Annotated in this window: 11 protein-coding genes; 7 read left to right on the forward strand and 4 right to left on the reverse strand. The window is 63.8% G+C overall.

The annotated features are described in order from the left end of the window. The first annotated feature begins 38 nt into the window (after nucleotides 1–38). From R2823_05810 to R2823_05820, 3 genes are read left to right on the forward strand one after another with little or no spacing between them, the layout of a single operon-like run. Nucleotides 39–1199, forward strand: coding sequence for a glycosyltransferase (locus R2823_05810; GenBank protein ID MEZ5175703.1), 1161 nt, complete (start codon nucleotides 39–41; stop codon nucleotides 1197–1199). Next, complete coding sequence (locus R2823_05815; protein MEZ5175704.1) at nucleotides 1196–3769, forward strand: glycosyltransferase; 2574 nt, start codon at nucleotides 1196–1198, stop codon at nucleotides 3767–3769. Before R2823_05810 ends, R2823_05815 begins: the two co-directional genes overlap by 4 nt. A 59-nt stretch (nucleotides 3770–3828) precedes the next feature. Beyond that, complete coding sequence (locus R2823_05820) at nucleotides 3829–5379, forward strand: glycosyltransferase (GenBank protein ID MEZ5175705.1); 1551 nt, start codon at nucleotides 3829–3831, stop codon at nucleotides 5377–5379. A gap of 29 nt (nucleotides 5380–5408) precedes the next feature. On the opposite strand, the gene R2823_05825 is transcribed toward R2823_05820, so the two are convergent. Continuing rightward, on the reverse strand, nucleotides 5409–6488 hold the full coding sequence (locus R2823_05825; protein MEZ5175706.1) for a hypothetical protein: 1080 nt from the start codon (nucleotides 6486–6488) through the stop codon (nucleotides 5409–5411). Nucleotides 6489–6602: 114 nt separating this feature from the next. Between R2823_05825 and R2823_05830 the strand changes: the two genes are divergently transcribed. Next, nucleotides 6603–8900, forward strand: coding sequence for a polysaccharide pyruvyl transferase family protein (locus R2823_05830; GenBank protein MEZ5175707.1), 2298 nt, complete (start codon nucleotides 6603–6605; stop codon nucleotides 8898–8900). Between the two features lie 13 nt (nucleotides 8901–8913). Here the strand turns inward: R2823_05830 and R2823_05835 are convergent, their stop codons facing one another. After that, the gene (locus R2823_05835) at nucleotides 8914–9855 is read right to left on the reverse strand and encodes a hypothetical protein (protein MEZ5175708.1); all 942 of its coding nucleotides are present in this window, start codon (nucleotides 9853–9855) and stop codon (nucleotides 8914–8916) included. Between the two features lie 53 nt (nucleotides 9856–9908). Continuing rightward, nucleotides 9909–11021: a UDP-N-acetylglucosamine 2-epimerase (non-hydrolyzing) gene (wecB, locus tag R2823_05840; protein ID MEZ5175709.1), complete on the reverse strand. Its 1113-nt coding sequence runs from the start codon at nucleotides 11019–11021 to the stop codon at nucleotides 9909–9911. Between the two features lie 36 nt (nucleotides 11022–11057). Between wecB and R2823_05845 the strand changes: the two genes are divergently transcribed. Further along, nucleotides 11058–12221 (forward strand): glycosyltransferase family 2 protein, encoded by a 1164-nt coding sequence (locus R2823_05845; GenBank protein MEZ5175710.1) that lies wholly within the window; start codon nucleotides 11058–11060, stop codon nucleotides 12219–12221. On the opposite strand, the gene R2823_05850 is transcribed toward R2823_05845, so the two are convergent. After that, on the reverse strand, nucleotides 12204–13598 hold the full coding sequence (locus tag R2823_05850) for a DUF6020 family protein (protein MEZ5175711.1): 1395 nt from the start codon (nucleotides 13596–13598) through the stop codon (nucleotides 12204–12206). The genes R2823_05845 and R2823_05850 overlap by 18 nt on opposite strands. A 121-nt stretch (nucleotides 13599–13719) precedes the next feature. Between R2823_05850 and R2823_05855 the strand changes: the two genes are divergently transcribed. Next, a complete protein-coding gene (locus R2823_05855; GenBank protein MEZ5175712.1) occupies nucleotides 13720–14547 on the forward strand; it encodes an ABC transporter permease in 828 nt (275 codons plus the stop codon). Continuing rightward, complete coding sequence (locus R2823_05860; GenBank protein ID MEZ5175713.1) at nucleotides 14544–15293, forward strand: ABC transporter ATP-binding protein; 750 nt, start codon at nucleotides 14544–14546, stop codon at nucleotides 15291–15293. Before R2823_05855 ends, R2823_05860 begins: the two co-directional genes overlap by 4 nt. Nucleotides 15294–15297: the final 4 nt, after the last annotated feature.

The raw sequence follows: 15297 nt of genomic DNA on the forward strand, positions 1-15297 counted from the left end.
TGGAGACCAACCGTCGCACCGCTCATGGTTTGACATCGATGGCGACCGTCGTGTCGGTCCTGCGTCGACTTCCTCCCGGTGTCAGGCGCGTGCTCAAGCGTCTCCCGGGCGCCGCCGCTGTCCGCGATCGATTGAGCGGGCGCCCCCGGATCGGTGGCCCCGCTGCCGGGGAGCTTCGGGCTGTTGTCTACCCACCGACATGGGTCGAGTGGGACACGATGAAGCAGCGCCCGCAGCACATCCTTCAGGCTTTCGCTCGTGCAGGGCACCCCGTCTACTTCGTCGATCTCGCGACCACCGAACCGCGGGAAGTCGATGGCGTAACGATTGTGCCTTCGCTGGATTCGGTACCGCGTGATGGGGTGATCGTGTACGCACATTTCGCCCCCGTGCGGCCAATGCTGAGATACTTCTCGGATCCGGTCGTCGTGTACGACATCCTCGATGATCTGGCCATCTTCGACGCAGACGAAGTGGGGCTACCTCCGGAGCGACGGGTTCGCCACCACCACGGCCCGATGATCGAGGACGCGGCGGTCGTGATCGGATCATCACCGCTTCTCGTTGAACGCCACCGAAGCGAGCGCGCCGACATGCTCCTCATCGAGAACGGTGTCGAAACCAGTCGTTTCGCCGGTGTGGAAACCCCATCAGTCGCGCTTGACGGGAACTCCCCTCCGATTGTCGGCTATCACGGCATGATCGCCCGATGGTTCGACTTCGACCTCATGCTCACAGTGGCTGGATCCATGCCCGAGGTCACTTTCGTGCTCGTCGGTCCCATCGATGCCCGATGTCAGCGCGACGCATCTCGTCTCGCATCCACATCCAACATCGCGATGATCGATGAGCTGCCGTCATCGGAGATGCCGGGCATCGTTGCGGGGTTCGATGTCGGCATCATCCCGTTCGTGATCGACGAGATGACCAGCGCGGTGAGCCCCCTCAAGATGTATGAGTACCTCGCAGGCGGCAAACCGGTCGTCGCGACGCCGCTTCCGGTGTGCGTGGACCACCCGCTCGTTGCAACCGCCGCTGACCCCCCCGAATTTGTTGCCGCCATCCGCGACGCGCTCACCACACCGACCCACTCTGTGGCCGAGCGGCGCATGGCTGCCGCGGTTGCGGATTGGGACGCCCGGCTGCGGCCGCTGTTGGAAGATCTCGACCGGCGTGGGCTGCAGCGAGTGCCGCAATGAGAAGGATCGGATTCGCAGCAACAGAGGTTTCCCCGATCACGCGCGGCGGCGCCGGGGTGCTCATCTCCGAGGTTGCACGCCTCCTCCGAGAACGCGGAGACGATGTGCGGATCGTCCTTGCTGCTGCACCGGACCGAGACCGAGCTGACGATGGCGGTTCGGTCGTCTTCGCAACGCCCGCCGAGGCGCCTGGGTGGGAATTCCCGTTCATGGACCAATCCATGGCCGTCGCCGAAGAGCTGTCCCGACTCCATCGCCAGAGACCCTTCGATGTGGTCGAAGTCCAGGACTTCGATGGTCTCGGGTTCTGGCTGCTGACCCATCGAAGGGACCTCGGCTTCGGAGACACCGCGCTCGCCGTTCGTTTCCACGGTCCCGTTGATTGCCAGATCGAGGCGATGGGCGCGACCACGCCGGAGCTCGACATCGTTGCTGCGATGGAGCGTGAGACATTCAAGATGGCCGATCGTGTGATCGTTCCCACCGAAGCGATCATTCCGCTGGTCACGCAACGATACGGCGTCGCGCCTGAGCGCATCGCCGTCGGTGCACCGCCGGTGCGCGTCCTCGGTCCCACGAGGTCATGGGCCGGCACCGGATGTGATCTGCTCGTCATCGGCCGACTGTCCGAAGTCAAAGGATCCCACGACATGGTGCGTGCCGTGATCCCTGTGATGCGGACCGTCCCCGAATTGTCCGTCACCTTTGTCGGGGCCGACGGATGGAGCATCACGGCGAACGAGTCGATGCGTTCGTGGCTCGAGAACATGGTTCCGTCCGACCTCGAGGACCGCTTCCGATTCCTCGATCACCTGCCCCCGGAACAAGTCGTCCAACTCGTCGCTGATTCCCTTGCCGTGGTGGCACCGTCCCGCTTCGAGTCGTTCAACCTCGGCGTTCACGAAGCGCGCGCGATCGGTGCCCCGGTCGTCGTACCAGACCTCCCGGCCTTCGAGGGAGTCCTCGACGAGTCAACCGGCGCGCTGGTGTTCGACGGATCCGTGGAAGGGCTGTCCGACGCCATCGAACGGCTCGCGACGGATCCCGACCTGGCCGCCCGACTCGGGGCGACGGCTCTGCCCCTGCGGACTGACCCACTCACCCCCTACACCTCGATGCCCGATGTTCGCCACGAACGAGAACAGGGCGGGGTTGCCACCGCGGCACTTGCACGAGTCGAGGAGATCCGCTTCGCGTCCTCGCAGCCATCGCGAGTCGATCGCTTGACGCGTGCGGTGATCAGGGCGATGCCGCGCCCGGCTGTTCGAGCGCTCAAGTCTTTGATGCCGCGGCCGATGCGCACCGTGCTCAAGGACCGTTCCGGCTGGGACCGAATCCGGCAGGAGAAGAACTGGGAAGATCGGTGGAACGACCTCGTCCGGCACCAGTCCAAGAGCGGACCCCTGCCTGATCCCCGAACCTCGGTCATCATCCCATGCTTCAACCAGGGCCCGTTCATTCGGCAAGCACTCATCTCGGTCTTCAGCCAGACCGACGGCGACCTCGACGCGATCATCGTCGACGACGGATCGACCGAACAAGCGACGATCGACATCCTGTCATCGCTGGACCTCCCGAGGGTTCGAGTGATGCGTCAACCGAACCGAGGTCTCCCCGCGGCGAGAAACACCGGAATCGCCGCCACCGACGCCGAGTTCGTAGTCACGCTCGATGCGGACGACATGCTCACCCCCTCGTATGTCCACACGCTCGTCGGCGCGCTCGAAACCCACCCCGAGGCGGGCTATGCACACTGCTGGGCGGAACTGTTCGGCGACTTCGAGGCGATTTGGGCCACAAGACGCCCCAACCCCTACCAGCTCATGCTCACTAACTCCGTTGTCGGATGTGTGCTGATGCGGAGGCATGTTTGGGCAGCGGTGGGTGGCTATGACGAGTCGCTGCGCTCAGGGAATGAGGACTGGGATCTGTGGATACGGCTGGGTGCCGCGGGCTGGCACGGGACGAGGATTCCCGAGCCACTCTTCCGGTACCGCAAACATGGCGTGTCGATGTCCGTTGACACCGAATCCGACCACGCGACGGCCCTGTCGGCTCTCACCGGCCGGCTCCCCGACCTGTATGCGCGGTCCCACCTCGCAGAAGTGAAGAAGAAGTGGTACCCCCTCGTGTCGATCCTCAGCACCGAGCCGATCGAGGCCCCGTCATCCGACATCGGTTCCGATGTGCAGTTCGTCGTTGCGAGCACAGTCGACGAGGGGCTCGGCTCCGCCACCGGCAAGTATGTTGTCCTCCTCGACCGCCGCCACCGTGTCGACGGTGGCTCCATCCGCGAGATGTGTCGGATCCTCGAATCGGAGCCGGGTCTCGGATCGGTGACGACACTCGGGCCGACACCCATTCGGGTCGTCCGAACATGGTCCATCTTCGATCCCGCAGCACCGAACGCGGATCGCATCGTTGCCTTGGACGGCACCTCGGAGCAGCGCCTCAGCCCAAACTCGCATCCATCACCCGAGTGGATGGTGCCGCGCACCATCGACGGTCTCCCCGTGCAACGCCAACACCCGGAAGAGCCGGGCGCGATTCCGGACTGGGTTCCGGCATGATGAGGTCGTTGTTGATGGCCGCGAGGCGCCGAATCCGGCCACTGGTCCCGGACCAAGTGATGGCACGCTACCGCTCCCATCAGCACTCCAAGACGGTCCGTTCCAATGTCGACCTCTATGTCGAGGACCTGCGGGTCGCAAAGAAGTGGGTTCGCCTCACACCGGACACCTACCGCGTCGTGGTCGGCCGGCCGACTGGCAGCCTCCGAGACGATGTGACCACCATCGGGAACCGAGACGATGAGCTCGCACAGTTCGTCGGCTGGCACGACTCCGATGTGGCCGTTCGGGCCGCCGTGTCAGAGCCATCGATGTTCCACATGCGGATCGTCGAACCTGCCATCGTTCCGCGTTCGGTTGCGCTTCCGGTCGCCGTGCTCGCCGACCTCGACTTGCCCGATCGCTCTCCCCACGAGGTGTTCAAAGCTGCGACCGATGCGGGACTTCGCATCGGTGTGCTCCCGGATGGTGGTTCGGCGACAGCCGATTCAACCCTTCCCCCACCCGCGGCGCCCGTCGTGGTGATCCTCGCTGGTGTTCCCCTCCATGACATTGGAGGCGGATCCCGTGGTGCCCAGATGGCGTTCGAGCTGCTCCGCCGCTCGTACTCTGTTGTCTATGTCAACAGGTATCCGGCGGCTGAGAGCGTCGACCTCGGGCTTCGCTACCTCCACCCCCGCTTGACCCAACTCCCATTCGAACGATGGGAGAGGGATCGGCCTGTCGAAGCGGCCGAGCCGGGGCTCGTCATCGTCGAAGCCCCGATGCGCGAGTTCGTCGTTTCCGCCTCCGAGCTTGCGAAGACGGGATGGCGAGTGGCGTACGACATCATCGATGATTGGACCGACCGGGCCCTCGGGGGCGACTGGTATTCGGCGGACCAGGAGGAAGATCTGATGAGCTTCGCCGACGGTGTTGTTGCCTCCGCGCCGGACCTCGTTGCCCACGCTGGCCGTTTCGGCGTCGAGGCGGCGCTTGTCCCCAACGGTGTGAACCAATCGATCTTCGGTGCCACCGACAACCATGGCCGACCTGATGATCTGCCGTCGGGACGACTCATGGGCTACCACGGCTCCCTCTACGGTGATTGGTTCGACTGGGAGGCGCTGCGTTCCGTGACGGGAGAGTTCGACGGGCATGTGGTGGTCGTGATTGGAGATGCCGGAGCCGTTGACCGACAGAGCTTGGGGCTCCCCGACAACATCGTGTTGCTCGGGCTCAAAGCCCAGGCCGAGCTCCCCCCGTACCTGCGGGCGTTCGAGGTTGGGCTTGTCCCGTTCAAGGTCACCAACACCACCCATGCGGTGTCGCCGCTGAAGGTCTACGAATACCTCGCGTGTGGAGTCCCGGTCGCAGCACCACCGTTGCGCGCCCTCGAAGGCATCGACGGCGTCTACACGGATGCTGATCTCGTGTCGGCGACGCGCCGCGCCATGGAAGCCCCACATCCGGACGGTGCCGCGGCGCTGGTGAACCACGGATGGGGAGCTCGGCTCACGGGACTGTTCAAGGCGGTCGATCTGGTGCTGCAACCTCCCGATGGGCTTGAGGTCCGTATCGTGCGGCGCGCTCCGGTGCGGTACGCGAGGCGTGACCGCCTCATCCATTGAGGTGGTTGTTGCGGTTCACGATCGCCGCTCTATTCGTCGAGGACCGGTGAGGGCGGTCGACTTCGGGCGCTGAGCCTCGCAAGGGCATCTCGGACGGTCGGGTCCGATACCTCTTCGATCAGGTACTGATACTCGCGACGGTTCCCGGAACCGACGATGTATTCGATTCGGTCGAGCCGTTCTGCGATGGGACCATCGTCGAATTGCTGGGTCGCGGTGAGCGTCCCGGCGTTGTGCAATGTCACCATCGTGCGCAGGCATTTCTCACACTGTGAGCAGTTCGGGGCCTCCGTGCGATGCTCCCAACAGACGCGGAGGTGGCGCAGCACCAACGGCTCGTTCGCGATCTGTTGCAGCTTCTGGTACCGCCACCAGTCCTCACCCGTGTGGACCACCTCGAGGGCCGTCGACGACCACTTGGCGTCGATTCGCCTGTCGGTGCCGTGGGTTCTCGTTGCCGACCGATGCACCGACGACGAGATGATCAGCCTCCCGATCGATCCACTGAGGAGATGACCGACGGCGATCAACGCTCCACCGTGGGTGTGATCCCACGGCACAGGTTGAAACAGCGGATGCTCCCGAAGATTGCTCCTCACCACGACACAGCCAATGTCGAGGGCCCGCGCAATGGCTCGAGCGTCGTGCTCGGCCGCAGCAAGGCGCCGCATGTCGGTCAGCGGTATGTCGAAGCCTTGCACATGGATGAGCGTGTCGATGTCGAGACCTCCACGCAAAAGCGTGAAGAACGAATCAACCCCTCCCGTGAAGCACAAGCCCGTCCTTGCCACGGTCGATCGCTCGAGTGCAATTGGCCCCGTGGGCTGACAGCGTGGAAGTTCCCACCAATCGGCGAAGATCTCGATGAGTTGCTCCGCCCCTTGGAACCATCGCGCATCGGTCGGTGGCTCGATGTCGAGGGTTCCACCCGCATGAAGGGCAGGTATGAGAAACGCGGTGCCGAACGCCTCGCCTGTCGGTACCAGCTCGGCATCATCCGACTCGAACCAGACGCTCGAGCCATCAACGACCGCCGACACCCGCGAATGTCCCTTCGCACGCTCGGCGGTGACATCGCGCACATCGATCTGTTCGGAACACGGACGCAAAGGAACACCAAACCATCTGGAGGGCGAGGGCGACGCTAATGGTACTCGCGTGACCCGTACACGACGAGTGACGCCTGGCCGATCTACGGACCAGCAATTCATTAGTCTCGCGGCGTGCCAATCCTGTCTGTCTGCATCTTTACTGATCAGCCGTCCGATCGTCTCGCGACGATGCTTGCACCGCTGCGCGAGGTCGCTGACGAGATCGTGGTCGCGGTCGACGACCGCAGCGTTGATCCACGACTCGACCGTCTCGACGGTGTCGCGGATGTGACTTCGTTAATGCCGTTCCGGTGGCCACTCGAAGCAAACCTCGAGAGCCTGCATGCGTTGTGTTCAGGCGACTGGATTCTGCGGCTCGACGGCGATGAGGTGCCAAGCGCGGAGCTGCTGCGGACCCTGGCCGCGGGCGCATGGCGGGCCGATGTCACCCATTGCGGCATCGTTCGCAAGTGGCTTGTCGATGATGGAGACCATTGGATTGCGCAGAATCCGTGGTACCCAGATGTCCAGTGGCGGCTGTATCGGAACGATCCCGATCTCTTGTCGTACAGCAACCTGGCACATTCGGCTGTACAGACGGAGGGCCCTTCGCGTGTCCTGACCGCTCCGATCTATCACCTCGATCTCGTTGATACCCCCTTGCAGGTCCGGCAGGAGAAGGCCCGACGCTACTTCCGGAATCGGCCCGAGCTTCGCACCCAGGGTGGCCTTGCGATGTCGTCGTATTACACGCCGGAACTTGCACCGGGCCCCCTCCGCACCGAACCCGTACCGCACGAGGATCGAGCGTTCATCGCCGCTGTGAGGACACACGAGATGTCCCCACCTCCTCTCGTGCTGCAAGCCGTTTCACCTTGCGATCCGGTCGCCACCGGTGGTGGACGGTCATGTTCGGTGGAGGTCGCACATGTCGATGACCGAGGCTACCGAAGCACTCATCTCGAGGTGTTGGTCACCATCACGAACACCGGCACCGAGCCGTTCGGCCCGACGGGTGCGTGGCCGATCAGGATCGGAGCCCAGTGGATGACTGCTGCGGGGGAGCTGACGGGCCTGGACGAAACGCGAGTCGATCTGGAGGTGGATCTCGGCCCGGGGCAAGCCGCGACGGTTCTCATGCTGGTGCGCACACCGCCCACCGCCGGCGCCTTCCGTCTGAGTGTTGGGGCGTTGATCGAAGGTGTCGAATGGGTTGCGCGGGCGCCGATCGAATCATTCACATCGGTTCGCCAGCCGACCGTCACGATGGTTGGCGGATACTCCATCCACCGCCACTTGGGCGATGACCTGATCACGAGAGCATTCATCGAGCGCATCACCGACGGGTGCCCTGACGCGACGCTCGTCCTCCTCGCAGATGAGGCAAGGGCTCTCGAGGAGCGCTTCGGCGTTCCCGCCGTGGCAAACGCCGCCGCGGTTCACGCCGGCAACACCCGGAAGGGCTTGTTTGGCGAGATGTCCGTCGAACGCGCACTCCGGGCCCCCTCGGGTTCCGGCGATACGGAGTTCGCCGAAGCGATTCGGGAGTCGACCGCGTTCGTCATCGTCGCCGCGGGTTCACTTGCGAGCCGATACGCCGACAGCATCATCTGGCCGCGACTCATCGAGGCGGAATCGGCACACGCAGCAGGTGTGCCGGTCGTGGTCGTGAGTTCGGGGCTCGGCCCATTCACCAACCAGGCTGACCGAGCGGCTGTCCGGCGACTCCTCGGCATCGCCTCGCGGGTGTTCCTGAGGGACTCGAAGGCGCAGAGGGCCGCCCTTGGTCTCGGCATCGACAGCGCAAAACTCGAAGTGCTCCCTGACGCAGCCTCTGGCATCGAACCGGCTCTTGAACCACAACTTGCCGAGTTCATGGATGCTCACGGGCTGACCGGACAGGAGTACCTTGTCGCCAGTGTCAGGGCCGACGATTCGTCGGAGATTCTCTCCCTTGTGGCTCAGTCCATCATTGCGGCATCGTCTGCCGTCAGCGGTCCTGTCGTCCTGATGCCGCACTGTGCTTCGATATGGATCGACGATCGCCCTGCCCTCAAGGAGGTCGCCGGGATGCTGCCCGATGGGATTCAACTGATCCATCTCGACGACATCCCCGCCGACATCGTGGCTGCCGACCTCGTGAGGAACGCAGCTGCCTCCGTTGGCACGCGTTTCCACAACGGGGTTCTCTCTGCTTCGGTCGGGAGGCCGTCGGTGATCGTTTGTGCCGACGCTTACGACCGGCTGCGCGCGGGGGGCCTCAGGAGAACGCCGAAGTCCAGGATCGTGACCGTGTCGAGGTATCGCCGAGGACTGCGAGGACGCATCCGCCGGGCGTTCCGAGGGCAGGGCAAACCGGTGCGGACGCCTGATCCGGATCCGGCCACGGCAGCTATCGTCGGGTATCTGGCGGCCCCTCGGGACCCGTGACGCAGCGAAGTCGCTATCCCCGATTCGTGAATTCCATCCAGCGTGTGCGGCCGGTTTCGTCGATTCGGTCGAGTTCCGCGTTCGCTGCGATGACGATCTGTTCGCGTGCCGCGAGGAGGCGGTCCGCAGCAAGCGCAACGGCGTCGATGTTGTCGACCTCGGCGACCGTGGTTGCTTCGTACAGGTCGGCGTTGCTCGCGAACAGGTCCGATGTTCGCGACATCAGGCACGGGACACCGAGCCGATACGCCTCCATCGGCATCATGGGATGGCATTCCGAGAGAGTCACATTGAACGCGATGTCCATCGCCGCTTGAGCGGCTAGGAGGCCATCGCGACCCATCTCGCCCCACGAGGTCACGGCATCCGCGGGCAGGTATCGAACATCGGGCAGTTCCATCACATGCGGTCGCCAACCGTTCCGCATGACGGCGAGCACCTGGGTTGTGACATTCTTCCGCCAGATCGGTGCGAGGAAGATGCCTGCGTTCGTGCCGTCTGGAACCGGTGCAGGAACCGTGTCCGGCACGACGGGAACGCGGTTCGGCACATGCCACACATCGAAACCCAACGACCGGAATGCCCCCTCGACCCCCGCTTTCACCGTCCCGACTCGCGCGAGGGAGCCGCTGCGGGCCAGCTCGAGCATGTCGGCAACGGCGGCCGCTTCACCGCCGTCAATTCCATGTTGTGCGGGTGAGGAGTGGAATACTGCTGCTGCCGGTATGCCGCGAGCGTGGATCGCCCTCACAAACGATGCCGCACCAGGTGGCCAGCCCTGGACCACCACCATGGCGGGTGGATTCGCCATGGTGACCATCGGATCGGTGAGCGCTGTGAGATTCGACGCAACGAGGACAGGATCACCGAAGGCCTCGGCTGCGGCACGAACGCCTCTCCAGTCGGGATGGCAGACCTGAAGGACGCCGGTGGGGGACGGCTCGATCGGTGACATTGGTTCTGCGCTCGGTTTCCTGCGACCCGACCTGTTTCGCCAGTACCGGCCGATCATGGGCCGGTCCGTTCGATCAGGGCCCTGATGGCCGCGACGCAGGCTCCAGGTGATGCGTCCGAACCGTACGGGGTCGGTATCTCCTGCAACATGACCCGGCGATCGAGGGCGGTGTCCCACGCTTCTGTGATCTCATCACCGAGGTCGGGACCGGGGCGGGTGAGTGTGACAAAGGTTCCCTCGACCTCTTGTCGTTCGGTCGATCTGCGCACGACGATTGCGGGCCGCTTGTAGACCGACACCTCCTCCTGGACGCCACCTGAGTCGGAAACGATCAGGCGGGCGTTGGCTCCGAGCGCAAGAAACGACCGGTAGCCGACTGGTTCAACGATGGTGATCCCAGCCGCGACATCTGATAGCCCGAACTCGTTGATTCGCTGTCTTGTGCGAGGGTGCAAGGGGAGTAGAACCTTCTCTCCGACATGCGTGAGCGCGCCGAGGATCGTGGCGAGGCTGTCGCGATCGTCCACATTCTCGGGCCGGTGGAGGGTTGCGAGGAGGTAGCGATCGCGCTCCACCCCGTGTCGTTCGAGGAGCTCAGCTTGTTCGTGGTCGGAGGGCATGAGACGGCCGACAGCTTCGACGACGGGGTTGCCGGTCAGGGCCACGCGGTCGCCGCCGATACCCTCGTCGCCAAGATTCCGCACATTGCCCGCTGTGGGTGCGAGACACAGGTCGCTGAGATGGTCTGCGATGACCCTGTTGTGTTCCTCCGGCATGCGACGGTCGAAGGACCGCAGACCGGCTTCCACATGCACCAACGGAATCTCCCTTGCGTTCGCGGCGAGGCATCCCGCGGTCACGGCATTCGTGTCGCCCTGGACCACGACGGCAAGCGGCGAGAGGCGACCGAGGAGTTCGTCGAGGGCAGTCGCTGCATTCCCGATCTGGGCACCCCGGCTCTGGCCTCCTACGGTGATCGCCGTATCGGGCTCGCGCATGCCGAACTCCTGAAAGAAGTCTCTCGAGAGTCCGGCGTCGTAGTGCTGGCCGGTGTGCACCAGGTGGACATCATCGCCGAGCATCCTGACGATGGCGGCAAGCTTGATGATCTCGGGGCGGGTGCCGAGGACGACCGCGATCGAACCGCTCGATGGCTGTGATGACATGTGGATGACCTGGTTCGCCCGGCTACGCTGCGCGCCATGTTACGGGCGATCCTCTGGTTGAGTCAGGCTGTCGTGGCTCTCCCCGCCCTGTACTCGTCGATGATTGCACTGTTCGGGCTTGCCACGAAGGACCAACCGGTGGTTGGCGGGCAACCCCGGATCCGCGTTCGGGCTGTTGTCCCTGCCCACAACGAAGAGGCGGTCGTTGAGGGTATTGCGCGTGACCTCGAGCATCAGACGCATCCTTCGCGCCTCCTGTCGTCCGTGGTCATCGCAGATCGATGCACCGATCGGACCGCCGAGCTCGCACGGACTCATGTCCCTGTGGCCGAACGGGAGGAGGGGAGTGCGACCAAAGGTGCCGCAATCGATTGGTATCTCGGCACCGAGCCGCTTGGTCCGAGGGAGATCCTGCTCATCCTCGATGCAGACAACCGGATCGACGACGACTATGTGGCTCGTGTCGCGGCCGCCTTCGAGCGAGGCGCCGAAGTTGTGCAGACCTACCTCGATGTGGCGAACCCGGACGGATCGCCACTCGCAACCGCGAATGCGCTGACTTACTGGGCGTCGAATCGCATGGTGCAGCTCGCGCGTTCCAACCTCGGATGGTCGTGCGATCTCGGAGGGACCGGCATGGCGGTCACCGGAGCTGCACTTGCTGAAGCGGGTGGCTTCACCGACGACCTTGCAGACGATCTGTCGCTCAACATCAGGCTGAACCTCGCCGGGTACGAAACCCGTTGGCTTCACGACGCTCGCGTCCGGGACGAAAAACCCGTTGGCACCCGCAGCACGGTCACCCAACGAGCACGCTGGGTTCGGGGGAAGCGGCTCCTTGCCCGTCGCTATGGATGGACGCTGATCCGGTCCGGCGTGGTTGACCGCAGACCCGGTCTCATCGATCTCGCCTACCGGCTGCTCCAGCCGGGCCGATCGTTCCTCGCTCTGCTCCTCGGGGTGTTCACCGCAGCAGCGATCGTCTGGCCCGACGCCGGATGGTGGTCGCCGTGGCTTCTCGGAGGCATGACGGCCATTGTCGTGCTCCTCCCGGTGTTCTTCCTGATCGTCGATGGCGTGCCAGCGAGATACATCGTTCGCTATCCGTTGGTTACCTTGCTTGCACTGCTGTGGCTCCCCATTCGGGTCGCTTCCAGGCTGATGCCGGGATGGCGGCGAACCTCACACGCCGGGGGCTGAGACCGGCTCGGAGATGGCCGATCGTGCCGGGTCGACGATCAGGTACCACACGGGAAGCATCGCGAGCGAGATGAGGTAGAGACCGAACGCGTAGCGGAACTCGTGGCTTGGTGACGAGATGAACACATTCGCGAGGTGGACGACGAACAGCAGCGCGATCCACAGCAGCGGCCGGAGTCTCCGTCGAGCCGTGATTCCGATGAAGGTGCCGAGCCCGGCAAGGACATAGATCGCAGGCCGCCAGGTGAGCCATTCGATGCTGGCCGTCTCGACTGCACGGTACATCCAGTCCGTTGCGGCGAATGCCCGATCCGAGATGGGCTCCCGTCCGAGGCCGAGCGTGTTGGGCCAGATGTCGTATGGCGGCCGATGAACGAAGGTGCCCGTTCGGTTGAATGGAGACACGAGGTATTCGCCGGCGCACCACCGGTGTCCGGCAACGGTTCCGGGGGCGCCGAGACCGGCGCGCAGGACCAACATCCGGTAGCCCCAGGGGTCTTGTTGGATCACCCGATTGTCGTACGACTCGTCGAACAGCAGCGGCGAACTGTCGCCGCAGTCATAGCGTGTCCTCCACACATCGAGTGGCGCGACCGCAGCGATGAGGGCGAGATCTTGCTGCGAAAGGGACTGTTCGGCGTGCACGACGACCGCGGCGACATCGGGCATGAAGACCTGAGCGACTTCGATCGGCTGGTCGTGGACGGGGAGGACCGCCACGAGGAGCGTTGGAACACCGATACCGACAGCGACGATTGCCGTTCCGAACGCCGCCGTGGCTCGCAGGTGATGCCGGAACGCGAATGCGAGGGCGAGCCCCAGCACGATGACCGTGTATCGCCCGTTGGCGCGCAGCGCCCACATTGCGCCCAACGCGACACCGAGCCGAATCGGCCCTGTGACATGGGACCAGAATCGTTCCCGGTCGATGGCCATGAGCATCAGTTCAGTGAATGCCCAACCCATCGCCAAAGTGAAAGGGATGTCCTTCCATATGGTGATGGTGGTGATCGCCGTCATGGGGAGAACGGCGATCAGCCACACCGTACCGATCGACATCCACAGTGGGATGCCGAGCTGGGCGAGCCGTTTTGCAATGATCCCGAGGAGTGCGGCCATACCGACGACCTGCACGAGTGCAACCGCACCCGGTGATTCCCAGAACAGTGAAATGGCCCAAAGCGAAGCGGTGTGCGAGATCGGATGCGCGTTATAGAACTCAAAGGTCAGGGTTTGATTCCACTGGTCGATCGAATCGCTGCTCATCAGGCCGGGGAACCAGCCGAGCCACCACACGAACAGCGGAAGGAATGTGGCAAAGCTGGCGATCGTGGCGACGCGAGGCCGATCGCGTAGAACAAGGATTCTGGCTTTCACGGCGCTGATGCTACGGCTCGGTGCCCGGGAACCTGGTAGCCGCATGCAGGGGTTCAACCGGCTCCGGCGGTAACCTCGCGTCGGAGATCGCGAGTTCCGGCATCGCCGGGTGAGGAATGCGATGACGACCACACTGTACGACTCAGATGTTGCCCGTCGGCCCCTGGCTTCGGAGGTGTCGAACCTGTGGGCGCACCGTGGACTGATTCGGCTCATCGTGTCGCGCGACCTCACCGTCCGCTACAAGCGATCGACCCTCGGGATCTGGTGGACACTTCTGAACCCGATGCTCACGACCGGCGTCATGTGGGTGGTGTTCGGCAACTTCTTCCGGTTCGAGATTCCCGGAGATACCCCCTACATCGTGTATCTGCTTTCAGGGATCCTGCTCATCACCTATTTCGGCCAAGCGGTGATGGCTGCCGGGTCGGCGATCGTCAACAGCTCGGGGATCCTGACGAAAGTGTATGTCCCGCCGGAAGTCTTCTCGGTGTCGGCAGCGATCGCCGCCGCCATCAACTTCCTGATCAGCCTCGTGATCCTGCTCGCCATTCAACTTGCGACGGGGACGGGCATCCCGTGGACGGTCGTGCTCGTGCCCATCCCCATTCTTGCGATGCTTGCCCTCGCCGCAGGCCTCGGATTGCTCATCGCGTCCGCCGCCGTGCACTTCTTCGATGTGCTCGACCTCGTGAGCGTTGGCATCCAGTTGATTTCCTATCTCACACCGACCTTCTATCCGATCTCGATCGTGCCTGACGGATTCCAGTGGATGATCAAGCTCAATCCGCTGTACTCGTACCTCACCGTCTTCCGCGATACGGCCTATGGCGCGGCAGGCGCAGAACTGTGGATGTGGCTGTACATGGCTGGTTCTGCTGTCGTGGCGCTGCTCCTTGGCGTCTATGTGTTCTCGCGGAGTTGGCGCAGACTGGTGGTGCTTCTGTGACGGAACCGGCAATCAGCGTGACCGATGTCCGGCTCGAGTATCGGCTGTCGAGGTCGAATGTGGGCTCGATCAAGGAATACGCGATCAAGGCAGTGAAGCGCCAGCACCGATACGAGTCGCTGTGGGCCCTCGACGGTGTTTCGTTCGAAGTTGCGAAGGGCGAAGTATTCGCTGTGGTCGGTCCCAACGGTGCAGGGAAATCGACACTCATGAAGATCATGGCAAGGGTTCTCCCGCCGACCTCGGGCCGCGTGATCGTGCGGGGTTCGGTTGCCCCGATGATCGAGCTGGGTGCAGGGTTCAACATGGACCTCACCGGCTTCGAGAACACCGTGATGTACGGGACCCTGTTGGGTCGGCAGCCCGAGCACATGCGTGAACGGGCGCCGCATATCGCCGCGTGGGCGGACTTGTCGGACTACATCGATGTGCCGCTCCGGTCGTACTCATCGGGGATGCTGGCCCGTCTCGCGTTTGCGGTCGCCACCGACATCGAACCCGATGTCCTCGTTGTTGATGAAGTCCTTTCGGTTGGCGACGCCTCGTTCCAGGTGCGGTCGCTCCAACGGATGCGGTCCCTGATCGAAAGAGGCGCCTCGGTCGTGCTCGTGTCCCACCAGCTTGGAACGGTAACCGAGATGGCCAACCGTGCGATGTGGCTCGATCACGGGTCCTCGAAGATGATTGGGGATCCGCACGAGGTTGTCGCCGCGTACCAAGCAACCATCGGTGAGGGCGGCGCGTGATCGG

The sequence above is a fragment of the Acidimicrobiia bacterium genome, from assembly GCA_041393965.1.
In the GTDB taxonomy this organism is placed as follows: domain Bacteria; phylum Actinomycetota; class Acidimicrobiia; order Spongiisociales; family UBA5794; genus UBA5794.

Excerpts from the sequence above, each read along its gene's own strand:
- R2823_05810 (MEZ5175703.1), top strand. The coding sequence starts at position 39 with ATGGCGACCGTCGTGTCGGTCCTGCGTCGACTTCCTCCCGGTGTCAGG.
- R2823_05815 (MEZ5175704.1), top strand. The coding sequence starts at position 1,196 with ATGAGAAGGATCGGATTCGCAGCAACAGAGGTTTCCCCGATCACGCGC.
- R2823_05820 (MEZ5175705.1), top strand. The coding sequence starts at position 3,829 with ATGGCACGCTACCGCTCCCATCAGCACTCCAAGACGGTCCGTTCCAAT.
- R2823_05835 (MEZ5175708.1), bottom strand. The coding sequence starts at position 9,855 with ATGTCACCGATCGAGCCGTCCCCCACCGGCGTCCTTCAGGTCTGCCAT.
- wecB (MEZ5175709.1), bottom strand. The coding sequence starts at position 11,021 with ATGTCATCACAGCCATCGAGCGGTTCGATCGCGGTCGTCCTCGGCACC.
- R2823_05845 (MEZ5175710.1), top strand. The coding sequence starts at position 11,058 with ATGTTACGGGCGATCCTCTGGTTGAGTCAGGCTGTCGTGGCTCTCCCC.
- R2823_05855 (MEZ5175712.1), top strand. The coding sequence starts at position 13,720 with ATGACGACCACACTGTACGACTCAGATGTTGCCCGTCGGCCCCTGGCT.